The sequence below is a fragment of the Burkholderia sp. MSMB1589WGS genome, from assembly GCF_001636105.1.
In the GTDB taxonomy this organism is placed as follows: domain Bacteria; phylum Pseudomonadota; class Gammaproteobacteria; order Burkholderiales; family Burkholderiaceae; genus Burkholderia; species Burkholderia humptydooensis.
Genome location: NZ_LNJT01000007.1, coordinates 759,202 through 783,297, shown reverse-complemented (window position 1 = coordinate 783,297; position 24,096 = coordinate 759,202). Strand labels below are relative to the sequence as shown.

Genomic DNA, 24,096 nt, shown 5'->3' with positions numbered 1-24,096 from the left:
CATTTGTACTGGAACGAATTGATATCTATGCAGCAGGCTACCGGAGCATTCATGAAAACGCTGTTCTTGCAGGCACCGTCGTACGACGGCTTCGACGGCGGCGCGGGCTCCCGCTACCAGGCGAAGCGCGAGATCCGATCCTTCTGGTATCCGACCTGGCTCGCGCAGCCGGCTGCGCTCGTGCCGGGCAGCCGCGTCCTCGACGCGCCCGCCGACGGCCTGTCGGTCGAGGAGACGCTCAAGATCGCGCAGGACTACGATCTCGTGATCATCCACACGAGCACGCCGTCGTTCCCGACCGACGCGATGTTCGCGGAAGACCTGAAGAAGATGAAGCCGTCGATGCTCGTCGGCATGGTCGGCGCGAAGGTCGCGGTCGATCCGCACAACTCGCTCGCCGCGACGGAAGCGATCGATTTCGTGTGCCGCGAGGAATTCGACTACACGTGCAAGGACATCGCGGCAGGCTTGCCGTTCGCCGAGATCCTCGGGATGAGCTACCGCGCGAAGGACGGCTCGATCGAGCACAACGGAGCGCGCCCGATGATCGAGAACATGGACGAGCTGCCGTTCGTCGCGCCCGTCTACAAGCGCGACCTGAAGATCGACAACTACTTCATCGGCTATCTGAACTACCCGTACGTGTCGATCTACACGGGCCGCGGCTGCCGCTCGAAGTGCACGTTCTGCCTGTGGCCGCAGACGGTCGGTGGCCATCGCTATCGCACGCGCTCGGTCGAGAGCGTGCTCGCGGAAGTGAAGTGGATTCGCGACAACATGCCGGAAGTCAAGGAGATCATGTTCGACGACGACACGTTCACCGACTTCAAGCCGCGCGTCGAGGAAATCGCACGCGGGCTCGGCAAGCTCGGCGTCACGTGGTCGTGCAACGCGAAGGCGAACGTCCCGTATTCGACGCTGAAGATCATGAAGGAGAACGGCCTGAGGCTGCTGCTCGTCGGCTACGAGTCGGGCGACGACCAGATCCTGCTGAACATCAAGAAGGGCCTGCGCACCGACATCGCGCGCCGCTTCAATGAAGATTGCAGGAAGCTCGGCATCAAGATCCACGGCACCTTCATCCTCGGCCTGCCGGGCGAGACGAAGGAAACGATCAAGAAGACGATCGAGTACGCGAAGGAAATCAATCCGCACACGATCCAGGTGTCGCTCGCCGCGCCGTATCCTGGCACGCGCCTGTACAACCAGGCGATCGAGAACGGCTGGATGGAAGAGAACAAGACGATCAACCTCGTCAGCAAGGAAGGCGTGCAGCTCGCCGCGATCGGCTATCCGCACCTGCCGAAGGAGGAGATCTATCACGAGCTCGAGCACTTCTATCGCGAGTTCTACTTCCGCCCGTCGAAGATCTGGGAAATCCTCCGCGAAATGCTGACGAGCTGGGAGATGATGAAGCGCCGTTTGCGCGAGGGCGTCGAGTTCTTCCGTTTCCTGCGCGCGCATGAGGCGTGATCGGTGGCGGCTTCCGGCGCGGCGCCGCGTGCGCTGATCTTCACGGCGGACGACTTCGGCCTGCATGAGCGGGTCAATGCGGCCGTCGAGCGCGCGCATCGCGACGGCGTGCTCTCGGCCGCGAGCCTGATGGTCGGCGCGCCGGCCGCGCGCGACGCGGTCGAGCGCGCGAAGCGCCTGCCGTCGCTCGCCGTCGGCCTGCACGTCGTGCTTGCCGACGGGCCCGCGACGCTGCCCGCGCGCGAGATCCCCGCGCTCGTCGGTCCCGACGGGCGCTTTCGCGACGCGATGGCGAAGGACGGCTGCCGCTTCTTCTTCCTGCCGCATGTGCGGGCGCAACTGCGCCGCGAGATCCGCGCGCAGTTCGACGCGTTCGCGGCGACCGGGCTCGCGCTCGATCACGTGAACACGCACAAGCATTTCCATCTGCATCCGACCGTGCTGTCGATGATCGTCGACATCGGCCGCGAGTTCGGGCTCTCCGCGATGCGGCTGCCGTGCGAGCCGTCGACGCCGTTCTGGCTGAAGCCGTGGATCGCGCTCGTGCGCGCGCGGCTCGACCGCGCGGGCATCGCGCACAACGATTACGTCGTCGGCATCGAGCACTCGGGCGCGATGGACGAGGCGGCGCTGCTCGCCGCGCTCGCGAAGCTGCCCGCGGGCGTCGGCGAGATCTATTCCCATCCGGCCGAGGCGGGCGACGGCCCGATCACGCCGTCGATGCGCGACTACCGGCCGGCCGACGAGCTCGCCGCGCTGCTGTCGCCGCGCGTCGCGGCCGCGGTGCAGGCGGCGGGCGTCGCGTGCGGCGGCTTCGCCGACGTGTTCGACGGCGGCGCGCGCGCACGGATGCCGCGCGCGGCGCGCGGATGAGCGGAGCGCAGCCGTCATGACCCGCTGGATCAAATGGCTCGGCTGGCCGATCGGGATTGCGATCCTGCTCGCGCTCGTCGTGCGCGAGGGCGTCGGCGACGTCGGTCGCGTGATCGGCCAGGCCGGCTTCGCGCTGCTGTGGCTTGTGCCGTTCCACGGGCTGCCGCTGCTGCTCGACGCGCACGCGTGGCGTCTGCTGCTCGACAAGCGCGCGTCGCTGCCGTTCCTCTGGTGGATCGCGACCGTGCGCGAGGCGGTGAACCGGCTGTTGCCCGTCGTCGGCGTCGGCGGCGAGATCGCCGGCATCCGGCTCGCGCGTTGGCGCGTGCCCGATGCGAGCCGCGTGACGGCGTCGGTGATCGTCGAGGTGCTCGTGACGATCGCCGTCCAGTACGCGTTCGCCGCGCTCGGGCTCGTGCTGCTGCTCGCCGCGACGCAGGAGAGCGTCGGCGCGAGGACGATCGGCGTCGGGCTCGTGCTGTCGCTGCCGATCCCCGTGCTCGGATTCGTGCTGATGCGGCGCGGCGGCGTCTTCCATGCGATCGAGCGCTTCGCGAGCCGGCTGCTCGGCGATTCGCACCGGCTGTTGCAGGGCGTCGACGGCAAGCGCCTCGACGCCGACATCGATGCGCTGATGTCGCGCGCGGGCCTGCTGTTCCGCGCGTTCTTCTGGCAGCTCGCGGGTTATGTCGCCGGCGCGCTCGAGATCTATTGGGCGCTCGCGCTGCTCGGCCACCCGGTGTCGATCGGCGGCGCGATCGCGATCGAGGCGATGACGCAGGCGGTGCGGCATGCGGCGTTCATGGTGCCGGGCGGTCTCGGCGTGCAGGAGGCGACCGTCGTGCTGCTCGCGCAGATGTTCGGCGTCGGCCGCGAGGCGGCGCTGTCGCTCGCGCTCGTCAAGCGCGTGCGCGAGCTGCTGTTCGGCGCGCTTGCGCTCGGGTCGTGGCAATTCGTCGAGCTGTCGCGCACGCGGCGGCGGATTCGCAGCCATGCGCGGCGCGCGGCGCGCGTCGCGGCCGCCGAGGCGCGGCGCGAGCGGCAGGCCGAGCCCATGCTGTGAGCGCGCGGCCGAGCGGCGGGGCGCTTTCGTTCGGGCGTTGACTCGTGGGCGCGGCGGATCGATGGTCCGGTGGCTCGGCGGCTCGGCGGCTCGGCGGCTCGGCGGCTCGGTGGCTCAAAGGCGCGGCCCTCGTGCGCGCCCAGCGCTTCCTTCGGTGGCGATCCCTCGGCCATGCGGTCGACGGGTTTCCGATTTTCCTCCTTTCCCGCCCCGGCCCCGGGGGGAATCGCCCGCCCGCTCGCCGCGCCGAATCGTGCTTTCCGTGTGCGACGGCCGCGGTGCGTTATGCTTGCGCGCGTGTTCGATGTCACGCGCGAAGACGCGCCGTTTCCCGATGACGATGTTCCGATTCCGTATCCTCCCTGTCGCGATGCTCGGCGCGGCGCTCGCGCTCGCCGGTTGCGACGATCAGCAAAGCGAGCAGACCGTGCAGCGATTCAAGGATTTCTTCAACGCGATCAAGCCCGCGCCGCTGTTCCTCAAGGGGCTCACGCCCGGCGTGACGACCGAGGCCGAGATCCGCAGCCAGATGGGGCGGCCCGAGACGGAGCGCGCCTACACCGACGGCTCGAAGCGGCTCGAATACCCGCGCGGCCCGATGGGCAACGAGACGTACATGGTCGACATCGACGCGAACGGCCGCTTCGTCGCCGCGACGCAGGTGCTGACGGCCGCGAACTTCGCGAAGATCCGCTCGGGCATGACGCAGGACGAGGTGCGGCGTCTGCTTGGCAAGCCGACCGAGGTCGCGCGCTACCCGCTCAAGCCGGAGACGGTGTGGAGCTGGCGCTGGCTCGAGGACGGCGTCAATCAGGACGCGTTCTTCAACGTCCATTTCGGGCCGGATGGGCTCGTCTACACGACTTCGCGCTCCGACATCCTGAAGGGGCACTGAGCGCCGCTCGCCCGCCGACCCCGTCGGCTCTATCGCAAAAGCGACCCGAAACTTGCAAAAAAGCCGCAGACGGCGCGCGGCCGGCAACGCACGGAACCGACGTTTACCCCGCTAAAACAGTGCTGTGCGCGCCGCGCGCGGCGGCGTCGGTGTGATGTTGCAACGCAGCATCGCGCGTCACCGCCATTTGAGCGGTTTTTTTTCGCTTGCGACTATCCGCGTCAAACCGGCGCAGTCATCCGCGCGCCGTTCCCCCCCCTCACGATCACGGAGACAAGCGTGTTCCTATACGGCTTTGGTCCGCTCATCTGGGCGGGCACCGTGCAGACGATCGAGCTGTCGGTGCTGTCGCTCGCGGCGGCGGTGCTGCTCGGCCTCGCCGGCGCGATCGCGAAGCTCTCGCACAATCGCGTGCTGCGCGCGATCGCGACGGGCTACACGACGCTCATCCGCTCGGTGCCCGATCTCGTGCTGATGCTGCTGCTGTTCTACAGCATCCAGATCTGGCTCAACCAGTTCACCGATCTGATGAACTGGGATCAGATCGACATCGATCCGTTCGTCGCCGGCGTGCTGACGCTCGGGTTCATCTACGGCGCGTATTTCACCGAGACGTTCCGCGGCGCGTTCCTCGCGGTGCCGCGCGGTCAGCTCGAGGCGGGCAGCGCGTACGGGATGGGCGGGATGCGCGTGTTCGTGCGGATCATGTTTCCGCAGATGATGCGCTTCGCGCTGCCCGGCATCGGCAACAACTGGCAGGTGCTCGTGAAGGCGACCGCGCTCGTGTCGATCATCGGTCTCGCCGACATCGTGAAAGCCGCGCAGGACGCGGGCAAGAGCACGTTCAACATGTTCTTCTTCATTCTCGTCGCGGCGCTCGTCTATCTGGCGATCACGACGGCCTCCAATCTCGTGCTCAAGCAGCTCGAGAAGCGTTATTCCATCGGCGTGAGGCACGCGGAACTATGATCGAGATTCTCCAGGAATTCGGGCGCGCGTTCCTCTACTGGGACGGCCAGCGCGTGTCGGGGCTCGCCGTCACGCTGTGGCTGCTCGTCGCGTCGATCGCGATCGGCTTCGTCTGCGCGGTGCCGCTCGCGGTTGCGCGGGTGTCGAAGAAGCGCTGGCTGTCGACGCCCGTGCGCTTCTACACGTACGTGTTCCGCGGCACGCCGCTCTACGTGCAGTTGCTCCTCATCTACACGGGGATGTACAGCCTCGCGTTCGTTCGCGATCACGCGTTCCTCGACGCGTTCTTCAGGAGCGGCTTCAACTGCGCGATTCTCGCGTTCGCGCTGAACACCTGCGCGTACACGACCGAAATCTTCGCGGGCGCGATCCGCGCGATTGCGCACGGCGAGGTGGAGGCGGCGCGCGCGTACGGAATGGGCCCGTTCACGATGTATCGCCGGGTGATCCTGCCGTCTTCGCTGCGCCGCGCATTGCCGCTCTACAGCAACGAGGTGATCCTGATGCTGCACGCGACGACGGTTGCGTTCACGGCGACCGTGCCCGATATCCTGAAGGTCGCGCGCGACGCGAATTCGGCGACGTACATGGCGTTCCAGTCGTTCGGAATCGCCGCGCTGATCTATCTTGCGGTATCGTTCGCACTCGTCGCGGCCTTTCGTCGGGCCGAGCGCCACTGGCTCGCGTATCTCGCGGCCGGCCGTCATTGATTTCACTCCAGGGAGAGCCAGTTGGCAGAGACCACGACCACGAATGCCGCGTGCAAGCTCGAGGCACGGGACATCCACAAGCGCTACGGCGACAACGAGGTGCTCAAGGGCGTGTCGCTGAACGCGAAGGCGGGCGACGTGATCAGCATCATCGGCGCGAGCGGCTCGGGCAAGAGCACGTTCCTGCGCTGCATCAACTTCCTCGAGCGGCCGAACGCGGGTCAGATCGTCGTCGACGGCGAGACGGTGCGCACGAAGACCGATCGCGCGGGCAATCTCGAAGTCGCCGATCACAAGCAACTGCAGCGGATTCGCACGAAGCTCGCGATGGTGTTCCAGCACTTCAATCTGTGGTCGCACATGAACGTGCTGGAGAACGTGATGGAAGCGCCCGTGCACGTGCTGGGGATTTCGAGGCGCGAGGCGGAGGGGCGCGCGCGCGAATATCTGGAGAAGGTCGGTCTCGCGCCGCGGGTGGAGAAGCAGTATCCGTCGCATTTGTCGGGCGGCCAGCAGCAGCGCGTCGCGATTGCGCGCGCGCTGGCGATGCACCCGGACGTGATGCTGTTCGACGAGCCGACGTCGGCGCTCGATCCGGAGCTGGTCGGCGAAGTGCTGAAGGTGATGCAGAAGCTCGCGGAGGAAGGGCGGACGATGATCGTCGTCACGCACGAGATGGGCTTTGCGCGCAACGTGTCGAATCACGTGATGTTTCTGCACCAGGGTCGCGTCGAGGAGGAAGGCGCGCCTGCCGAGGTGTTCGGCGGCACGAAGAGCGAGCGCCTGAAGCAGTTCCTGTCGGGCAGCCTCAAGTAACGGCCGACGCGGCAGGTCGTGACGTCCGTGAATCGCCCAGGCAGCCCCGCGCGCACGATACAGGTGGCGATCGTTGCATTGCCGCCCGTGTCGATGTCGGGTGTCGGGCCGATCGTCGACGCGCTGAATCTCGCGAACGAGATCGACGGGCGTCTGCTGTACCGCTGGCGGGTGTGCTCGTGGGACGGACGTGCGGTGCCGCTTGCGGGCGGCGCGCAATGGCACGCGGACGCGGCGTTCAACGATGCGATCGTCTGCGACTGGCTGATCGTCGTGAGCGAGCGGTTCCAGCAGTTCGCCGACTACCGGCTTTTTCTCGCGAGCCTCGCGCGGGTCGGCCAGCGCACGCCGCTCGTGACGGGCATCCATCACGGCGTATGGTGGCTCGCGATGGCGGGGCAACTGTCGGGCTACCGGGTCAGCGTGAACTGGGAGACGTACCAGCAGTTCGCCGAACAGTTCGAGCGCTCGATCGTCACGCAGCAGATCTTCGAGATCGACCGCGATCGCGCGACATGCGCGGGCGGCCAGGCGAGCGTCGACTTCATGCTGGCGATGATCGGCCGCGACCAGGGGCCGGAGCTGGCGGAGCGGATTGCGGATGCGCTCGGCACGGGGCCGCTCAGAAGCGGCGAGGCGCGCCAGCGGATTCCATTCGTGACGGCGCCGGGCGAGCGGCACCCGCGGTTGAACGATGCGTTGCTGCTGATGGAGGCGAACATCGAGGACCCGCTCGCGACCGACGAGATTGCGGGGCTCGTCGGCGTGTCGCGCAGGCAGCTCGAGCGGCTCTTCAGACAATATCTCGGCGCGATGCCGTCCAAGTATTACCTCAATTTGCGGCTCCTGAAGGCCCGCACGCAGTTGCAGCGCACGAGCAAGTCCGTCGTGCAGGTGAGTCTTGCTTGTGGGTTTTCTTCTGCTGCGCATTTCTCCAATGCTTATCGGGAGCGGTTCGGGGTGACGCCGCGTGAAGATCGGCGGGCCTGGCTCGAGAAGCAGCATGGGGGCGTCGAGCCGCCTCGGGCGGGGGCGCTGGTCGAGCGGCCCAGCGATGGGGATTGAGTGGTCGTCGGGGCGTTTTTTTGTGGCAGTTTTGGGTGTTGCTTTTGGGGGGGCGTGAATGGCCTGTGATGTTTTCGGTCTATTGGCGTCGCCCCTCCCCGGGGCGGGGGTCACTTTTCTTTGTCTTGCCAAAGAAAAGTAACCAAAAGAAAGGCGCTTTTTCGGCCCCGGCCTACGTTGCCAGGCTCCAGCAAACTGGCACAGCCCCTAACGAGTCGCGTCAGACAAGAACGCCAAGGGGATCGCGCAGGGTCGGTGTCGTCGAACCGTTCACCAGAGCGGTATACCTCCCGCCGCTCCATCCTCGCTGCGCTCGGACGACGGGTACAGCGAATCGAGCGGGAAAGCTGGCGGGAAGAGGGAGCGTAGCTCCCTTTGCTGTCCGCCCAAGGACGCGCCTTTCTTTTGGTTACTTTTCTTTGGCAAGACAAAGAAAAGTGACCCCCGCCCCGGGGAGGGGCGACGCCAATAGACCGAAAACATCACAGGCCATTCACGCAACACACACAAATGACCGACCAAGAAACCATCCCCCACCGAAAAAGGTGGCAAAAGCCCCCTCCGATAAATCCCGTCGCAATTGCGCAAGACGCATCCCGCGACGTTGCCTAAACTTGAATCTGTTACCTCTTACGAAACGAAAGGAATCGTCATGAAGAGCCCGAACGTGTCCCGTCAGACTTTCGATGAAGTGATGGTGCCGGTGTTCTCGCCCGCGCCGTTCGTCCCCGATCGCGGCGAGGGCTCGCGCGTCTGGGACACGGAAGGCCGCGATTATGTCGATTTCGCCGGCGGCATCGCCGTCACCGCGCTCGGCCACGGTCATCCGGAACTCCTCAAGGTGCTCGACGAGCAAAGCCGCAAGCTCTGGCACATCGGCAACGGCTACACGAACGAGCCCGTCCTGCGCCTCGCGAAGCGTCTCGAATCGCTCACGTTCGCCGACCGCGCATTCTTCGCAAACTCCGGCGCCGAAGCCAACGAGGCCGCCCTCAAGCTCGCGCGCCGCGTCGCGTTCGAACGCCACGGCGCCGACAAGTACGAAATCGTGTCGTTTCTCCAGTCGTTCCACGGCCGCACGTTCTTCACCGTCAGCGTCGGCGGCCAGTCGAAGTACTCCGAAGGCTTCGGCCCCGTGCCGGAAGGCATCAAGCATCTGCCGTTCAACGACATCGCCACCGCCCAGGCCGCGATCGGCCCGAGGACCTGCGCGGTCATCGTCGAGCCGATCCAGGGCGAGGGCGGCGTCATTCCCGCCGATCCCGCCTTCCTCGAGGCGCTGCGCGAAGCGTGCGACGCGCACGGCGCACTCCTCATCTTCGACGAAGTGCAAACGGGCGTCGGCCGCACCGGCCACTTCTACGCGTACATGGACACGGGCGTCACACCCGACATCCTGACCACCGCGAAAGCGCTCGGCAACGGCTTCCCGATCGGCGCGATGCTCACCACCGAAGCGCTCGCCGCGCACTTCAAGGTCGGCGTGCACGGCACGACATACGGCGGCAATCCGCTCGCGTCGGCGATCGCCGACAAGGTCGTCGAGCTCGTCAGCGATCCCGCGCTCCTCGAAGGCGTCAACGAACGCAGCGCGCGCCTCACGGCCACGCTCGAAAAAATCAACGCGCGCTTCAAGCTCTTCAAGGAGGTTCGCGGCAAGGGCCTCCTGATCGGCGCCGAGCTCGTCGACGCACTCGACGGCCGCGCGAAGGACTTCGTGTCGGCCGCGGCCGAGCACGGCGTCATCATGCTGATCGCCGGCCCGAACGTGCTGCGCTTCGCGCCATCGCTCGTGATTCCGCTCGACGTGCTCGACGAAGGCCTCGCGCGCTTCGGGAAGGCCGTCGAGCAGGTGCTCGCCGCGCAAGCCGAAACCGCGTCGCGCTAAGCCGACCCTGAGCCGCCCCCAAGCAGCCCAATCGCTGACGTAGACAGGAACGACGATGCTCTTCGTACGCCCCGGCAAACTCGCCGATCTCGACGCGCTCGCGCAGATGGCGCGCACCGCGCAACCCGTGCTGCACTCGCTGCCGCACGACCGCGCGGCGCTCGAAGCGCGCGTCGCGCTTTCCGAGGACTCGTTTCGCGCGGAAGTCGACTTCCCCGGCGAGGAGTTCTATCTGTTCGTGCTCGAGGACAGCGCCACAGGCAAGCTGCTCGGCACCGCGAGCGTCGTCGCCGCGGCCGGCTACTCGGAGCCGTTCTACGCGTTTCGCAACGACGCGCTGATCCACGCGTCGCGCGAGCTGCACGTGAACCGCAAGATCCACGCGCTCACGATGTCGCACGAATTGACGGGCAAGAGCCGGCTCGCCGGCTTCTATGTCGATCCGTCGCTGCGCGGCGACGCCGCCGCGCACCTGCTCTCGCGCGCACGGATGATGTACATCGCCGCGAATCGCAGCCGCTTCACGCCCGAGGTGTTCTCGCTGCTGCTCGGCGTCACCGACGAGACGGGCGCGTCGCCGTTCTGGGAAGCGGTGGGCCGCAAGTTCTTCGGGCGCGACTTCGCCGCGGTCGAGATCGAATCGGGCGGCCGCAGCCGCACGTTCATCGCCGAAGTGATGCCGACCTATCCGCTCTATGTGCCGCTCTTGCCCGAAGCCGCGCAACGCGTGCTCGGCGAGCCGAACGAGCATGCGCTCCTCGCGTACGACATCCATCTCGAAGAAGGCTTCGAGCCGGACCGCTATGTCGACATCTTCGACGCCGGCCCCGTGCTGACCGCGCAGGTCGACCGCACCGCGTGCGTGACGAAGCACGCCGATCGCACGGTGCGCGAGGCGGCGCGCGCGCAAGGCGGCGCCACGTATCTGCTGTCGAGCGGGCGCGGCGACGCGTTCCGCTGCGTGCTCGCGGACTTGCCCGCCGACAGCGCCGACGCGCCGCTGCCCGCCGATGCGCGCACGGCGCTCGGCGTCGCCGACGGCGACACGGTGCGCTGCGTGCCGCTGCATCAGCGCGACGGCCAACCGGTGGACCAACCGACGGACCAACCAGGAGACGCAGCATGATCGTCGTTCGGGTCGTACAAACGGGCGACGTGGACGCGCTCGTCGCGCTCGCGCAGGAAACCGGACCGGGCCTCACCACGTTCAAGCCGGACCGCGACGCGCTCGCCGCGCGCATCGAGCGCACGCGCCGCACGCTCGGCAATCTCGCGCCGCCCGCCGAAGCCGGCTACTTCTTCGTGATGGAGGATTCGCAGTCGGGCGACATCGCCGGCGTATGCGGCATCGAAACCGAAGTCGGCCTCGCGCAGCCGTTCTACAACTACCGCGTGAGCACCGTCGTCCACGCGAGCCAGGATCTCGGCGTGTGGACGAAGATGTCGCTGCTGAACATCTCGCACGACCTGACGGGCTACGCGGAAGTGTGCTCGCTGTTCCTGAGCCCGCGCTACCGCACGGGCGGCGTCGGCGGCCTCCTGTCGCGCTCGCGCTTCATGTTCATCGCGCAGTTTCGCGAACGCTTTCCGGAGCGCATCTGCGCGGAGCTGCGCGGGCACTTCGACGACGACGGCACGTCGCCGTTCTGGCGCGCGGTCGGTTCGCATTTCTATCAGATCGACTTCAACGCCGCCGACTATCTGAGCTCGCACGGCCGCAAGTCGTTCCTCGCGGAGCTGATGCCGCGCTTTCCGGTGTACGTCGACCTGCTGCCGCAGGACGCGCAGGACGTGATCGGCGTCACGCACCGCGACACGCTGCCCGCGCGCAAGATGCTCGAAGCGGAAGGGCTGCGCTATCAGAACCATGTCGACATCTTCGACGCGGGCCCCGTGCTCGAATGCCACGTGTCGGATCTGCGCACGGTGCGCGAGAGCGTCGTCGTGCCGGTCGCGATCGGCTCGCGCGAAGGGCGCGAAGGGCAAGACAACGTGCCGCGCTCGCTCGTGTCGAACACGTCGCTCACCGATTTTCGCGTCGGCATCGCGCCGGGGCTCGTCGACGAAGGCGCGTTCACGCTGTCGGCCGAGGACGCCGCCGCGCTGCGCGTGAGCGCGGGCGATCCCGTGCGCGTGCTGCCGCTCAAACCGAAACAGGGATAACGAAATGACTGAACTCTTCATCGACGGCGCCTGGCGCGACGGCGCGGGCCCCGTCTTCGCTTCGCGCAACCCCGGCACGAACGAGCGCGTGTGGGAAGGCGCGAGCGCGTCGGCGGACGACGTCGAGCGCGCGGTCGCGAGCGCGCGCCGCGCGTTCGCCGCGTGGTCCGCGCTCGATCTCGACGCGCGCTGCGCGATCGTCAAGCGCTTCGCCGCGCTCCTCGTCGAGCGCAAGGAAGCGCTCGCGACGATGATCGGCCGCGAGACCGGCAAGCCGCTGTGGGAGGCGCGCACCGAGGTTGCGTCGATGGCCGCGAAGGTCGACATTTCGATCGCCGCATATCACGAGCGCACCGGCGAGAAGCGCACGCCGATGGCGGACGGCGTCGCGGTGCTGCGGCACCGTCCGCACGGCGTCGTCGCGGTGTTCGGTCCGTACAACTTCCCGGGCCACCTGCCGAACGGGCACATCGTGCCCGCGCTCATCGCGGGGAACACTGTCGTGTTCAAGCCGTCGGAGCTCGCGCCCGGCGTTGCGCGCGCCACCGTCGAGACCTGGCGCGACGCGGGGCTGCCCGCGGGCGTGCTGAACCTCGTGCAGGGCGAGAAGGACACGGGCGTCGCACTCGCGAACCATCGGCAGATCGACGGCCTCTTCTTCACCGGCAGCTCGGACACGGGCACGCTGCTGCACCGGCAGTTCGGCGGCCGGCCCGAGATCGTGCTCGCGCTCGAGATGGGCGGCAACAATCCGCTCGTCGTCGCCGACGTCGAGGACATCGACGCGGCCGTTCACCACGCGATCCAGTCGGCGTTCCTGTCGGCGGGGCAGCGCTGCACGTGCGCGCGCCGGATCCTCGTGCCGCACGGCGCGTTCGGCGAGTGCTTCCTCGCGCGCTTCGCGGACGTCGCATCGAAGATCACGGCCGACGTCTACGACGCCGATCCGCAGCCGTTCATGGGCGCGGTGATCTCCGCGCGCGCGGCGTCGCGCCTCGTCGCCGCGCAGGCGAAGCTCGTCGGGCTGGGCGCCGCGCCCATCATCGAGATGAAGCAGCGCGATCCGGCGCTCGGCTTCGTCAACGCGTCGATCCTCGACGTCACGCCCGTGCGCGAGCTGCCCGACGAGGAGCACTTCGGCCCGCTTGCGCAGATCGTTCGCTACACGGATCTCGACGACGCGATCGCGCGCGCGAACGATACCGCGTTCGGCCTGTCGGCGGGCCTGCTCGCCGACGACGAAAAAGCCTGGGACACGTTCCGCCGCGCGATCCGCGCCGGCATCGTGAACTGGAACCGGCCGACCAACGGCGCGTCGTCCGCGGCGCCGTTCGGCGGCGCGGGCCGCTCGGGCAACCATCGCCCGAGCGCGTACTACGCGGCCGATTACTGCGCGTATCCGATGGCGTCGGTCGAGAGCGCGCAATTGCAGATGCCCGCGAGCCTGTCGCCGGGCCTTCATTTCTGAGCAGGATGCGACGATGAACGCTAAGGAAGCCAATTTCGACGGGCTCGTCGGCCCGACCCATAACTACGCGGGGCTGTCGTTCGGCAACGTCGCGTCGCTGTCGAACGAGAAGTCCGACGCGAACCCGAAGGCGGCCGCCAAGCAGGGGCTGCGCAAGATGAAGCAGCTCGCCGACCTCGGCTTCGCGCAGGGCGTGCTGCCGCCGCAGGAGCGGCCGTCGCTGCGCCTGTTGCGCGAGCTCGGCTTCTCCGGCAAGGACGCCGACGTGATCGCGAAGGCCGCGAAGCAGGCGCCCGAGCTGCTCGCCGCCGCGAGCTCCGCGTCGGCGATGTGGACCGCGAACGCGGCGACGGTGAGCCCGTCCGCCGACACGAGCGACGGCCGCGTGCACTTCACGCCGGCCAACCTGTGCAGCAAGCTGCATCGCGCGATCGAGCATGAAGCGACACGCCGCACGCTCGCCGCGATCTTCGCGGACGAAACGCGCTTCGCGGTGCACGACGCGTTGCCCGGCACGCCGGCGCTCGGCGACGAGGGCGCCGCGAACCACACGCGCTTTTGCGCGGAATACGGCGCACCCGGCGTCGAGTTCTTCGTGTACGGCCGCGCCGAATATCGCCGTGGGCCGGAGCCGACACGCTTCCCGGCGCGCCAGACCTTCGAGGCGAGCCGCGCGGTCGCGCATCGCCACGGCCTGCGCGAGGCGGCGACGATCTACGCGCAGCAGAGCCCGGACGTGATCGACGCGGGCGTGTTCCACAACGACGTGATCGCGGTCGGCAACCGCGACACGCTGTTCTGCCACGAGCGCGCGTTCGTCGACAAAGCGGCCGTGTACGACGCGCTCACCGCGTCGCTCGGCGCGCTCGGCGCGCGGCTGAACGTGATCGAGGTGCCGGATCGCGCGGTGAGCGTCTCCGACGCGGTGGGCTCGTACCTGTTCAACAGCCAGTTGCTCACGCGCGAGGACGGCCAGCAACTGCTCGTCGTGCCGCAGGAGTGCCGCGAGAACGCGAACGTAGCCGCGTATCTCGACGCGCTCGCCGCCGGCAACGGGCCGATTCGCGACGTGCGTGTGTTCGATCTGCGCGAGAGCATGAAGAACGGCGGCGGGCCCGCGTGCCTGCGGCTGCGCGTCGTGCTGAGCGACGACGAGCGCGCGGCGGTGAAGCCGAACGTGTGGATCGGCGACACGTTGTTCGCGTCGCTCGACGCATGGATCGACAAGCACTACCGCGACCGGCTGTCGCCCGCCGATCTCGCCGATCCCGCGCTCCTCGACGAATCGCGCACCGCGCTCGACGAACTGACGCACATTCTCGGCCTCGGCTCGCTCTATGACTTCCAGCGCTGATCCCGGCCGCGACGCCGCCTGGCTCGACGATTTCCTCGCGCTGACGCTCGCGGGCGAAGCGCCGCGCGCGGATGCGGGCGAGTGCGCGGCGCACGCGGTGCGCTGGCGCTGGCTCGGCGACGGCCTGCTGCAGTTCGAGCCTGTCGACGCGGCGCAGCGCATGCAGAGCGTGCTCGTTTCGGCGGGCGTGCACGGCGACGAGACCGCGCCGATCGAGCTGCTGTCGATGCTCGTGCGCGACATCGCGCGCGGCGCGCTGCCGCTGCGCTGCCGGCTCCTCGTCGCGCTCGGCAATCCGGGCGCGATGCGCGCGGGCGAGCGCTATCTCGACGACGATCTGAACCGGCTGTTCGGCGGCCGGCACGCGTCGCTCGCGACGAGTCGCGAAGCGCCGCGCGCCGCGCAACTGAAGGCGGCCGCGTCGGCGTTTTTCGCGACGGCGGGCCGCGCGCGCGGCGCGCGCTGGCACATCGACATGCACACGGCGATCCGCGCGTCGGTCTTCGAGCAGTTCGCGCTGCTGCCGCACACGGGCGAGCCGCCGACGCGCACGATGTTCGAGTGGCTCGGCGAAGCGAAGATCGCGGCGGTGCTGCTGCATACCACGCGGGGCAGCACGTTCTCGCACTTCAGCGCGCAGACGTGCGGCGCGCTCGCGTGCACGCTCGAGCTCGGCAAGGTGATGCCGTTCGGCGCGAACGATCTGTCGCGCTTCGCGCCTGCCGACGCGGCGGTGCGCAATCTCGTGTCCGGCCGCCGCGAAGCGGCGCGCGGGGTGCTGCCGCGCGTGTTCACGGTCGTCGACCAGATCACGAAGCGAAGCGATGCGCTCGAACTGTTCGTCGCGAAGGACGTGCCGAATTTCACGCCGTTTGAGCAGGGCACGCTGCTCGCGCGCGACGGCGATTACCGCTACGCGGTGCGGCACGCGCAGGAGCGCATCGTGTTTCCGAATCCGTCGGTGAAGCCCGGCCTGCGCGCGGGGCTGCTCGTCGTCGAGACGACGCGCGACACATACGCGGCGCTCGCGTGAAGCGCGGGACACACCGGGCCCGGCCCGATCCGGCCCGGCGTGTCTCGCGCGTCAGCGGCCGAGACCTTCGGCCGCGAGCGCCTCCTTGACCTTCGGCCGCGCGGCCACCCGCTCCATGAACGCGACGAGATGCGGGTACGGCGCGAGCGGGATGCGCAGGAGATTCGACCAGTTCGCGACCGCGAACAGATAGGCATCCGCGACCGTGAAGCCGCCCGTCAGATAGTCGCGCGTCGCGAGATGCGCGTCGACTTCCTTCAGGCGACGGTCGAGCTTGTCGAGACATTGCTGCCGCGTCGAGTCGGCGGTGTCGGCGCGAAAGAGCCACGGGCTGTACGTCTTGCCCAGCTCGGAGCTGACGAACGTCAGCCATTCGATCACCTCGTAGCGCGCCGCCGTGCCGTGCGCGGGAATCAGCGCGCCGGCGCCCGCGAGGTCGCCGACGCGCTGCAGCAGCGCGGCCGCCTCGGTATGGCGCGTGCCGTCGTCGAGCTCGACGAGCGGCACGTAGCCGCGCGGCGACACCGCGTAGTAGTCGCTGCCGTCGGACGCGATGCGATGCTTCGACAGATCGACCTTGACGCTTTCGAACGGCAGGCCGGCTTCGGTGAGCGCGATGCGGATGGCGAGCGAGCATGCGCCGGGCGAGTAATAGAGCTTCATGAGTGAGCGTTTCCTTGTCGTGACGATTGAGCCGGGGAGGGCGGCCGCGACGGCGCGCCCGGAATACGCCGTTAAAATAGCAGCGACCGACTCCGGCGATAACCGGCAAGACGCCAAACGATGCATGCAGAAACGCAATACGAACTGACGGCCATCGACATGCAGACCGTGCTCGCGCTCGTGCGCGCGGGCACGCTCGCGGAGGCGGCGCGACGGATGAATCTCGATGCGTCGACCGTGTTCCGCACGGTGCAGCGCATCGAGCGCGGCCTCGGGCAGCGGCTCTTCGAGCGCTCGAAGCGCGGCTACCGGCCGACGCCGCTCGGCAGCCGGCTCGCGCAGCACGGCGAGCGGATCGAGGCGGAGCTCGACGCCGCGCGCGTCGCGGCGGGCACGGATACGGCCGCGCTGACGGGCACGGTCCATGTGACGACGACGGACAGCGTGCTGTCCGGGCCGCTGCTGAACGCGCTCGGCGGGCTTGCCGCGCGGCATCCGGCGCTGCGCTTCGATCTCGACACGAGCAACGGCCTCGCGAGCCTCACGCGGCGCGACGCGGACATCGCGGTGCGCGCGACGAAGCGCGCGCCCGGGCATCTGATCGGCCGCGCGGTCGGCCCGTTGCGCATCGCGGTGTTCGCGCACGCGTCGAGCCCGCTGCGCGCCGGCGATTTCGACGCGCTCGCGCAATGCGATTGGGCGGCGCCCGACCTCGCGCTGTCGAACCATCCGTCGGTGGGCTGGCGCCGCCGCCGCTATCCGGACGTCGAGCCGCGCTATCGCGTGAACAGCGTCGTGTCGGTGTGCGAGCTCGTCGCGGCGGGCCTGGCGATCGGCGTGCTGCCGATTTTTCTCGCGAAGGCGTACCCGGGCATCCGGCGGCTCAGCCCGCCGCTCGACGACGCGCAATCGCAGCTCTGGGTGCTCGCGCATCCGGACGCGCGTCACCTGCCGCACGTGTCGGCCGTCTACTCGCATCTGTGCGCGGCGCTTGCCGACGCGCTCGCCGACGACGGCGGCGACGCATAGCCGGGCGAGCGCGGCGCATGCACGCCTTGCGCGATTGCGACATCCTCTTGCGACTTCCGCCCGGGCCGCGCGGCGCATGCGTCGCGGCGGCGCTCGAGCGAGGGTTCGACGGCTCGGCCCGCGCGAGACGGTACAATCGCGACCTTGCGGCTGTTGCGCCGCATCACGGCCGCCCCGCGCGTTTGTCCGGAAATTTCGGCGCTGCAATGATGCGGCGGTCCGGTCGTTGACTGACATTGTTCGTTCAAAGCGAGGAGAACACCTGATGAAGTTGAACTGGCGGAAGATGGCCGCGCACGCGGTGGTGACGGCCACGGCCCTGGCGGCAGGCAGCGCGTTCGCCGCCGACCTGAAGGAAATCCGCTTCGGCGTCGAGGCGTCGTATGCGCCGTTCGAGTACAAGACGCCGGACGGCAAGCTGGCGGGCTTCGACATCGACATCGGCAACGCGGTGTGCACGAAGCTGAAGGTCAGGTGCGTGTGGGTGGAGAACGCGTTCGACGGCCTGATCCCGGCGCTGCAGGCGCGCAAGTTCGACGCGATCAACTCCGACATGACGATCACCGAGCAGCGTCGGAAGGCGATCGATTTCACCGATCCGATCTACACGATCCCGAACCAGTTGATCGCGAAGAAGGGCAGCGGCCTGCTGCCGACGGTGGCGTCGCTGAAGGGCAAGCGCATCGGCGTGCTGCAAGGCACGATCCAGGAAGCGTATGCGAAGAAGCGCTGGGCGCCGGCGGGCGTCGAAGTCGTGCCGTACCAGACGCAGGATCTCGCGTATGAAGACCTGAAGTCGGGCCGTCTCGACGCGACGTTCCAGGATTCGGAAGCCGGCGCGAAGGGCTTCCTGTCGAAGCCGCAGGGCGCGGGCTTCGCGTTCGCGGGCGATCACGTGAGCGATGCCGAGATCCTCGGCACGGGCGTCGGCTTCGGTCTGCGCAAGAACGACGCGCAACTGAAGAGCGCCGTCAATCAGGCGCTGAAGGAACTGAAAGCCGACGGCACGATCGACGGCCTCGCGAAGAAGTACTTCAGCGTGCCCGTGACGCTCAAGTAATGCGCCCGGCGGGCGGCTCGCCGCCGCGCGGCGATGGGCTCGAACCGGCCGGCCGCGCAAGCGGCCGGTCTTGTTTCAGGGGCGTGGTGCGGCAGCGTGGGGCGATCGCCGCGAGTGGGCGAGCGGCGAGCGAGCGACGGGCGCAGCCATGCGGCCGCGCAGCCACGTAGCCGCCGGCGTCACGCGCCGCTCAGCCCGTTCGGCGTGTCGATCGGCCGCTGCTCGGCCATCGGCGCATCCGCGCGCAGATGCGCGTCGCTCGTCGCGCGGCCGCGATAGTCGGTCCAGCACTTGCGATCGGTATCGTAGAGCTTGCAGCGCCGCGCGGTGTCGAAGTACCAGCGCCAACTGAAGTGCTGCACGACGATGCGCCCCGGCAGCATCGCCTCGAGCTTCGCCTGCGCGTCCTTCAGCCCGTACAGCGGAATGCTCATGTCGACGTGGTGCGCGGTGTGCTCCATGATGTGATGCAGCAGGCCGCCGATGCCGTACGAGAACGTGAGGTGCAGCGTCGTCGACACGAACGGCGCGGCGCGCGACCACTCGGCGCGGTTCGCGTGCCACGAGATGCGCGGATCGGTGTGGTGAACGTAGACGACGAAGCCGATCATCGAGCACCAGAACAGGAACGGCACGGCAACGCCCGTGACGAGCAGCAGGAGCGTCGACTGCTGCGTCGCCGCGGCGATCCAGACCACCGCGCCGATCCACAGCGCGGCGAAGCCCGTGACGAGCAGGCAGTCGCGCCGGAAGATCGGCCGCGACGCGCCGAGGTAGGCCTTCGTCGGAAAGTACATCCGCAGCCACCAGATTTCGACGAGATAGTAGAGCCCCGGCGCCCAGCCGCTGCGATAGATGCGATCGAGGAAGCGCTGCGTGGGCGACAGCGCCGCGTATTCGTCGGGCGTGCGCGGCGCCCATACGAAATCGAAACCTTTCAGGTTCGTGTAGCCGTGGTGGACGACGTTGTGGCCGACCTCCCACAGGCTGTACGGCGTGAGCGACGGCAGGAACGCGATGCGGCCGAGCCAGCGGTTGAGCCGGTGATTCGGCGTGAGGCTCTGGTGGCATGCATCGTGGCCGATGATGAAAAGACGCCCGGTGATGAAGCCGGCCGCCATCCCGCAGACGATCTTCACGATGCTCGACGCGGCGAGCAGCGCGCCCGCCAACGCGGCGAGGAGCAGCAGATAGTCGACGGCGAGCAGCACGATCGAGCGCGCGATCACGCGTTCGCCGAACGGCGTGATCCATGAGCGGATGACCTTGCGGTGCGGCATCGGCTCGTCGACGCGAATGGGGTTGGAAGAGTCGTTCATGGAATCGATCACACAAAGAGACATCGATGCGCCGTTTCCCCTTGCTCCGCGTTCCGCGGCGAAATCGCGGCGGCGGGCGAGGGCGGCGCGACGCGTCCGGCAAGCAAACAAGCGGCCGGCCCGCGCGGGAATCGAACCCCCGCGCGATCCGGCTGCAACAAAAGCGATGCCGTCCCGCGCGGGACGGCATCGGCGACAGGCAAAACGGCTCGCCTATCGGGACATCATGTTCATGCCGACGTTGTGCATGACCCAGACCGTGCCGAAGATCAGGATCAGCGCGGTCAGCACCGTGTAGCTGAACGCCATCACGTTCCAGCGCTGGCTCGATGACGTGTTCATGTGCAGGAAGTACACGAGGTGCACGACGATCTGCACGGTGGCGAGCACGGCGAGCGACACGAGCGCCTCGCGCGGCGGCAGCACGCCGCCCATCACGAGGCCGAACGACGCGGCCGTGAGCAGTACCGACAGCAGGAAGCCCGCGATATAGCCGCCGACGGTGCCGTGCGCTTCATCGCCGTGGGAAGGATGCGAATGGGCCATTTAGATCACGCTCGCAAGATAGACAAAGGAAAAGACGCAGATCCAGACGATGTCGAGGAAGTGCCAGAAGAGGCTGAGGCAGGTGAGCCGGCGGATGTCGCGCTCGGTCAGCTCGGGGCGGCGCAGCGCCTGCGCGGCGAGCACGGCCATCCACAGGAGGCCCGCCGTCACGTGCAGCCCGTGCGTGCCGACGAGCGTGAAGAACGACGACAGGAACGCGCTGCGCTGCGGTCCCGCGCCCTCGGCGATCAGGTGCGAGAACTCGCGCAGTTCCATCGCGAGGAACGCCGCGCCGAGCACGAACGTCACCGCGAGCCAGCCGAACACCGCGCCGCGCTGCCGCTTGTGCGCGCCGATCATCGCGAAGCCGTACGTGATGCTCGAGAGCAGCAGCGCGGCGGTTTCGAGCGCGACGCCGGGAATGTCGAACAGATCCCGGCCGGTCGGGCCGCCCGCGAACTGGTTGCCGAGCACCGCGAACGTCGCGAACAGCGCGGCAAAGAGCACGCAGTCGGTCATCAGGTACAGCCAGAAGCCGAACACCGAATGCGACGGCGGATGACCGTGCGATGCCGCGTGGTCAAGCATCATCGTGTTGTGCGACATCAGTTGGCCTCCAGTTCGACTTCGGCCGGCTGCGCGGCAACGCGCGCGCCGGCGCGCTTTTCTTCGATCTTGCGGACGGTGTCGGCCGGGATGTAGTAGCCGTCGTTGTCGCCCGCGCTATACAGGACCACCGTCGCGACGATGCCGACGAGCGACGCGATCGCGAGCCACCAGATATGCCAGACGAGCGCGAAGCCGAGCACGAGGCTGAGCACGCCGATGACGAAGCCCGCACCCGTGTTCGACGGCATGTGGATGTCCTGGTAGACGACGTTCTTGCCGGCGCCGATGCCGATGCCGTGCTCCTTGCGGTATGCGAGCTCGTCGAGCGCGTGCACGGTCGGGATCACCGCGAAGTTGTAGACGGGGGGCGGCGACGACGTCGCCCATTCGAGCGTGCGGCCGCCCCACGGGTCGCCCGTCGTGTCGCGATAGCCGGGCTCATTGCGGTTGCGCACCGCAACCCACACCTGCGCAACCTGGTGCAGCACGCCGATCGCGATCAACGCGACGCCGCACGCGGCGACGATGAGCCACGGATGCCATGCGGGGTTGTCGTAGTGGTTCAGGCGGCGCGTCATGCCCATGAAGCCGAGCACGTAGAGCGGCACGAACGACACGTAGAAGCCGATGAACCAGCACCAGAACGCACGCTTGCCGAGCTTTTCGTCGAGCTTGAAGCCGAACGCCTTCGGGAACCAGTAGTGGAAGCCGGCGAGATAGCCGAACACGACGCCGCCGATGATCGCGTTGTGGAAGTGCGCGATCAGGAACAGGCTGTTGTGCAGCACGAAGTCGGCGCCCGGAATCGCCATCATCACGCCCGTCATCCCGCCGAGCGTGAACGTCACCATGAAGCCGATCGTCCACAGCACGGGCGCGGTGAACTCGATGCGGCCGCGGTACATCGTGAACAGCCAGTTGAAGATCTTCACGCCGGTGGGGATCGCGATCACCATCGTCATGATCCCGAAGAACGCGTTCACGTTCGCGCCCGAGCCCATCGTGAAGAAGTGGTGCAGCCACACGAGGAACGCGAGCACCATGATCACGCACGACGCGTAGACCATCGTCTTGTAGCCGAACAGCGGCTTTTTCGAGAGCGTCGCGATCACTTCCGAATAGATGCCGAACGCGGGCAGCACGAGGATGTACACCTCCGGATGGCCCCACGCCCAGATCAGGTTCAGGTACACCATCGCGTTGCCGCCGGCGTCGTTCGTGAAGAAGTGCATGCCGAGGTAGCGGTCGAGCGCGAGGAGGGCGAGCGCAACCGTCAGGATCGGGAACGTCGCCATGATGAGGACGTTCGAGCAGAGCGCAGTCCACGTGAACACGGGCATCTTCATCATCGTCATGCCGGGCGCGCGCATCCGCAGGATCGTCACGAAGAAGTTGATCGCGGTGATCAGCGTGCCGACGCCGGATATCTGCAGCGCCCACAGGTAGTAGTCGACGCCCACGCCCGGGCTGAACTGCAACTCCGACAGCGGCGGATACGCGAGCCAGCCCGTCTGCGCGAACTCGCCGACGATGAGCGACACGTTCATCAGCAGCGCGGCGACGGCCGTCATCCAGAAGCTCAGCGAGTTCAGGAACGGGAACGCGACGTCGCGCGCGCCGATCTGCAGCGGCACGATCAGGTTGAAGAGCCCGACGAGCAGCGCCATCGCCATGAAGAAGATCATGATGACGCCGTGCGCGGTGAAGATCTGGTCGTAGTGGTGCGGCGGCAGATAGCCGGGGCCGTTGTACGCGAGCGCGAGCTGCAGGCGCATCATCACCGCGTCCGCGAAGCCGCGCAGCAGCATCAGCACTGCGACGATGATGTACATCACGCCGATCTTCTTGTGGTCGACCGACGTGAGCCACTCGGTCCATAGCCATTTCCAGCGCTTCGTGTAGGTCAGCGTGCCGACGACCGACAGCGCGACGAGCGCCATGAACGCGGCCGCGCCCATGACGATCGGCTGATCGAACGGGATGGCAGAAAGCGTCAATTTACCGAACATGCATTACCCCTTCGTCCGACAGGCGGCGTCCGTCAGGTCGAGGACGTGGCCGTTGTTGTACTTCGCGATGATGTTGTGAAAGAGCCGCGAATCGACCGTCGAGTAGTAGCGCACGGGCTGCTTCTCGCTCGGCTGCGCGAGCTGGCCGTATGCGGTCATGTCGAGCCGGTCGGCCGATGCGCGCACCTTCGCGACCCACGCGTCGAACGCGTCGCGCGATGTCGCGAGCGTGCGGAACTTCATGTCCGAGAAGCCGCGGCCGCTGTAGTTCGCGGAAATGCCGGTGAAATCGCCCGGTTCGTCGGCGATCAGGTGCAGGCGCGTCTGCATGCCGGCCATCGCGTAGACCTGCGTGCCGAGCTGCGGAATGAAGAACGAGTTCATCACCGAATCGGACGTGATCCGGAAATTGATCGGCGTGCCGACGGGCACCGCCAGTTGGTTTACCGAAGCAATGCCGAGATCGGGATAGACGAAGAGCCATTTCCAGTCGAGCGCGACGACCTCGACGTTGATCGGCTTCACCGACGATTCGAGCGGCCGGTACGGGTCGAGCGCGTGCGTCGTCTTCCACGTGAGGATGCCGAGAAACAGGATGATCAGCGACGGAACCGTCCAGATCACGATCTCGATCGCGGTGGAATGCGCCCACTTCGGCGCGTAGGTCGCGTTGCGGTTCGATGCGCGGTAGCGCCACGCGAACAGCAGCGTGAGGAGGATCACCGGCACGACCACGATCAGCATCGCCCACGTCGACGTCGCGATCAGCGACTTCTCCGCGGCGCCCACCGCGCCTTTCGGATCGAGCACGTGCAGCTCGCTGCATCCGGAAAGTCCCGCGACGAGCCCTAATCGCAGGATCGCGGACGCTCTACTCGTTATTCTTCGGACCATTGAATTTGCCTAAGTTGTGATGAAGCGGGCCTACCGAGGCGCCGAAACGCATTCGGCGCATGCGATGCGACATCCAGTCGCTTTGGCGGCGGAATGTAGCGGAAATCCGCGGGACGCATGTTGACGATTCGCAAACAACAAGTAGGGCAAGGTCTTGATCTGCGTTCAGACGAACCCGATGCGAGACGAAAATGCGC

General features: G+C 67.5%; 22 protein-coding genes and 2 pseudogenes. 16 read left to right on the top strand and 8 right to left on the bottom strand.

Annotation, left to right across the window (positions count from 1 at the left end):
* Nucleotides 1-51: 51 nt before the first annotated feature.
* From hpnJ to WT16_RS11490, 8 genes and pseudogenes are all read left to right on the top strand, one after another.
* Nucleotides 52-1,473 carry a hopanoid biosynthesis associated radical SAM protein HpnJ gene (gene hpnJ, locus WT16_RS11525; protein ID WP_015600896.1) on the top strand — a complete coding sequence of 474 codons (1,422 nt, stop codon included), beginning with the start codon at nt 52-54 and terminating at the stop codon, nt 1,471-1,473.
* Nucleotides 1,474-1,476: 3 nt separating this feature from the next.
* A pseudogene (gene hpnK / locus WT16_RS11520) lies at nt 1,477-2,366 on the top strand (hopanoid biosynthesis-associated protein HpnK).
* Nucleotides 2,363-3,409 carry an HpnL family protein gene (locus WT16_RS11515; RefSeq protein ID WP_063533380.1) on the top strand — a complete coding sequence of 349 codons (1,047 nt, stop codon included), beginning with the start codon at nt 2,363-2,365 and terminating at the stop codon, nt 3,407-3,409. Before hpnK ends, WT16_RS11515 begins: the two are co-directional and overlap by 4 nt.
* Nucleotides 3,410-3,713: 304 nt before the next feature.
* Nucleotides 3,714-4,304, top strand: coding sequence for a hypothetical protein (locus tag WT16_RS11510; RefSeq protein WP_006025845.1), 591 nt, complete (start codon nt 3,714-3,716; stop codon nt 4,302-4,304).
* 279 nt (nt 4,305-4,583) lie between these two features.
* Nucleotides 4,584-5,273 (top strand): histidine ABC transporter permease HisQ, encoded by a 690-nt coding sequence (gene hisQ / locus WT16_RS11505; RefSeq protein ID WP_006025846.1) that lies wholly within the window; start codon nt 4,584-4,586, stop codon nt 5,271-5,273.
* Nucleotides 5,270-5,983: an ABC transporter permease gene (locus WT16_RS11500; RefSeq protein ID WP_015600859.1), complete on the top strand. Its 714-nt coding sequence runs from the start codon at nt 5,270-5,272 to the stop codon at nt 5,981-5,983. Before hisQ ends, WT16_RS11500 begins: the two co-directional genes overlap by 4 nt.
* Nucleotides 5,984-6,004: 21 nt before the next feature.
* Entirely contained in the window at nt 6,005-6,799 is a 795-nt protein-coding gene (locus WT16_RS11495) for an ABC transporter ATP-binding protein (protein ID WP_059933943.1), read from the top strand.
* Nucleotides 6,800-6,826: 27 nt separating this feature from the next.
* The gene (locus WT16_RS11490) at nt 6,827-7,864 is read left to right on the top strand and encodes a GlxA family transcriptional regulator (RefSeq protein WP_009913099.1); all 1,038 of its coding nucleotides are present in this window, start codon (nt 6,827-6,829) and stop codon (nt 7,862-7,864) included.
* A 393-nt stretch (nt 7,865-8,257) separates the two neighbouring features.
* Here WT16_RS11490 and WT16_RS35590 read toward each other — a convergent pair.
* Nucleotides 8,258-8,347: pseudogene (locus tag WT16_RS35590) on the bottom strand (ion transporter); the annotation flags it as partial.
* Between the two features lie 169 nt (nt 8,348-8,516).
* On the opposite strand from WT16_RS35590, the gene WT16_RS11485 reads away from it, so the two are divergent.
* Genes WT16_RS11485 through astE form a run of 6 tightly spaced genes read left to right on the top strand, consistent with a single transcriptional unit; the run spans nt 8,517 to nt 15,770 of the window.
* Entirely contained in the window at nt 8,517-9,752 is a 1,236-nt protein-coding gene (locus WT16_RS11485) for an aspartate aminotransferase family protein (protein ID WP_063533379.1), read from the top strand.
* Nucleotides 9,753-9,807: 55 nt separating this feature from the next.
* Nucleotides 9,808-10,878, top strand: coding sequence for an arginine/ornithine succinyltransferase subunit alpha (aruF, locus tag WT16_RS11480; protein ID WP_063533378.1), 1,071 nt, complete (start codon nt 9,808-9,810; stop codon nt 10,876-10,878).
* On the top strand, nt 10,875-11,915 hold the full coding sequence (gene astA / locus WT16_RS11475) for an arginine N-succinyltransferase (protein ID WP_063533377.1): 1,041 nt from the start codon (nt 10,875-10,877) through the stop codon (nt 11,913-11,915). The genes aruF and astA overlap by 4 nt, the downstream gene beginning before the upstream one ends.
* Before the next feature lie 4 nt (nt 11,916-11,919).
* Nucleotides 11,920-13,383 (top strand): succinylglutamate-semialdehyde dehydrogenase, encoded by a 1,464-nt coding sequence (gene astD / locus WT16_RS11470; protein ID WP_015600618.1) that lies wholly within the window; start codon nt 11,920-11,922, stop codon nt 13,381-13,383.
* Between the two features lie 13 nt (nt 13,384-13,396).
* Nucleotides 13,397-14,737 (top strand): N-succinylarginine dihydrolase, encoded by a 1,341-nt coding sequence (gene astB, locus WT16_RS11465; RefSeq protein WP_063533376.1) that lies wholly within the window; start codon nt 13,397-13,399, stop codon nt 14,735-14,737.
* Complete coding sequence (gene astE, locus WT16_RS11460; RefSeq protein ID WP_063533375.1) at nt 14,721-15,770, top strand: succinylglutamate desuccinylase; 1,050 nt, start codon at nt 14,721-14,723, stop codon at nt 15,768-15,770. Before astB ends, astE begins: the two co-directional genes overlap by 17 nt.
* A 51-nt stretch (nt 15,771-15,821) precedes the next feature.
* Here astE and WT16_RS11455 read toward each other — a convergent pair whose 3' ends face one another.
* Complete coding sequence (locus WT16_RS11455; protein ID WP_015600175.1) at nt 15,822-16,433, bottom strand: glutathione binding-like protein; 612 nt, start codon at nt 16,431-16,433, stop codon at nt 15,822-15,824.
* 120 nt (nt 16,434-16,553) lie between these two features.
* Between WT16_RS11455 and WT16_RS11450 the strand changes: the two genes are divergently transcribed.
* Nucleotides 16,554-17,462, top strand: a complete 909-nt coding sequence (locus WT16_RS11450; protein ID WP_015602333.1) for a LysR family transcriptional regulator — start codon at nt 16,554-16,556, stop codon at nt 17,460-17,462.
* A gap of 265 nt (nt 17,463-17,727) precedes the next feature.
* On the top strand, nt 17,728-18,522 hold the full coding sequence (locus WT16_RS11440) for an ABC transporter substrate-binding protein (protein ID WP_015601439.1): 795 nt from the start codon (nt 17,728-17,730) through the stop codon (nt 18,520-18,522).
* 179 nt (nt 18,523-18,701) lie between these two features.
* On the opposite strand, the gene WT16_RS11435 is transcribed toward WT16_RS11440, so the two are convergent.
* From WT16_RS11435 to WT16_RS35585, 6 genes are all read right to left on the bottom strand, one after another.
* Nucleotides 18,702-19,865, bottom strand: coding sequence for a fatty acid desaturase (locus WT16_RS11435; RefSeq protein ID WP_231748952.1), 1,164 nt, complete (start codon nt 19,863-19,865; stop codon nt 18,702-18,704).
* A 189-nt stretch (nt 19,866-20,054) separates the two neighbouring features.
* Entirely contained in the window at nt 20,055-20,387 is a 333-nt protein-coding gene (cyoD, locus tag WT16_RS11430) for a cytochrome o ubiquinol oxidase subunit IV (protein ID WP_063533373.1), read from the bottom strand.
* A complete protein-coding gene (gene cyoC, locus WT16_RS11425; protein WP_063533372.1) occupies nt 20,388-20,993 on the bottom strand; it encodes a cytochrome o ubiquinol oxidase subunit III in 606 nt (201 codons plus the stop codon). It abuts the gene before it with no gap.
* Entirely contained in the window at nt 20,993-23,005 is a 2,013-nt protein-coding gene (cyoB, locus tag WT16_RS11420; protein ID WP_063533371.1) for a cytochrome o ubiquinol oxidase subunit I, read from the bottom strand. The genes cyoC and cyoB overlap by 1 nt, the downstream gene beginning before the upstream one ends.
* A 3-nt stretch (nt 23,006-23,008) precedes the next feature.
* Nucleotides 23,009-23,899 carry a ubiquinol oxidase subunit II gene (gene cyoA / locus WT16_RS11415; RefSeq protein ID WP_063533370.1) on the bottom strand — a complete coding sequence of 297 codons (891 nt, stop codon included), beginning with the start codon at nt 23,897-23,899 and terminating at the stop codon, nt 23,009-23,011.
* On the bottom strand, nt 23,884-24,033 hold the full coding sequence (locus WT16_RS35585; protein ID WP_308411141.1) for a ubiquinol oxidase: 150 nt from the start codon (nt 24,031-24,033) through the stop codon (nt 23,884-23,886). Before WT16_RS35585 ends, cyoA begins: the two co-directional genes overlap by 16 nt.
* Nucleotides 24,034-24,096 lie beyond the last annotated feature (63 nt).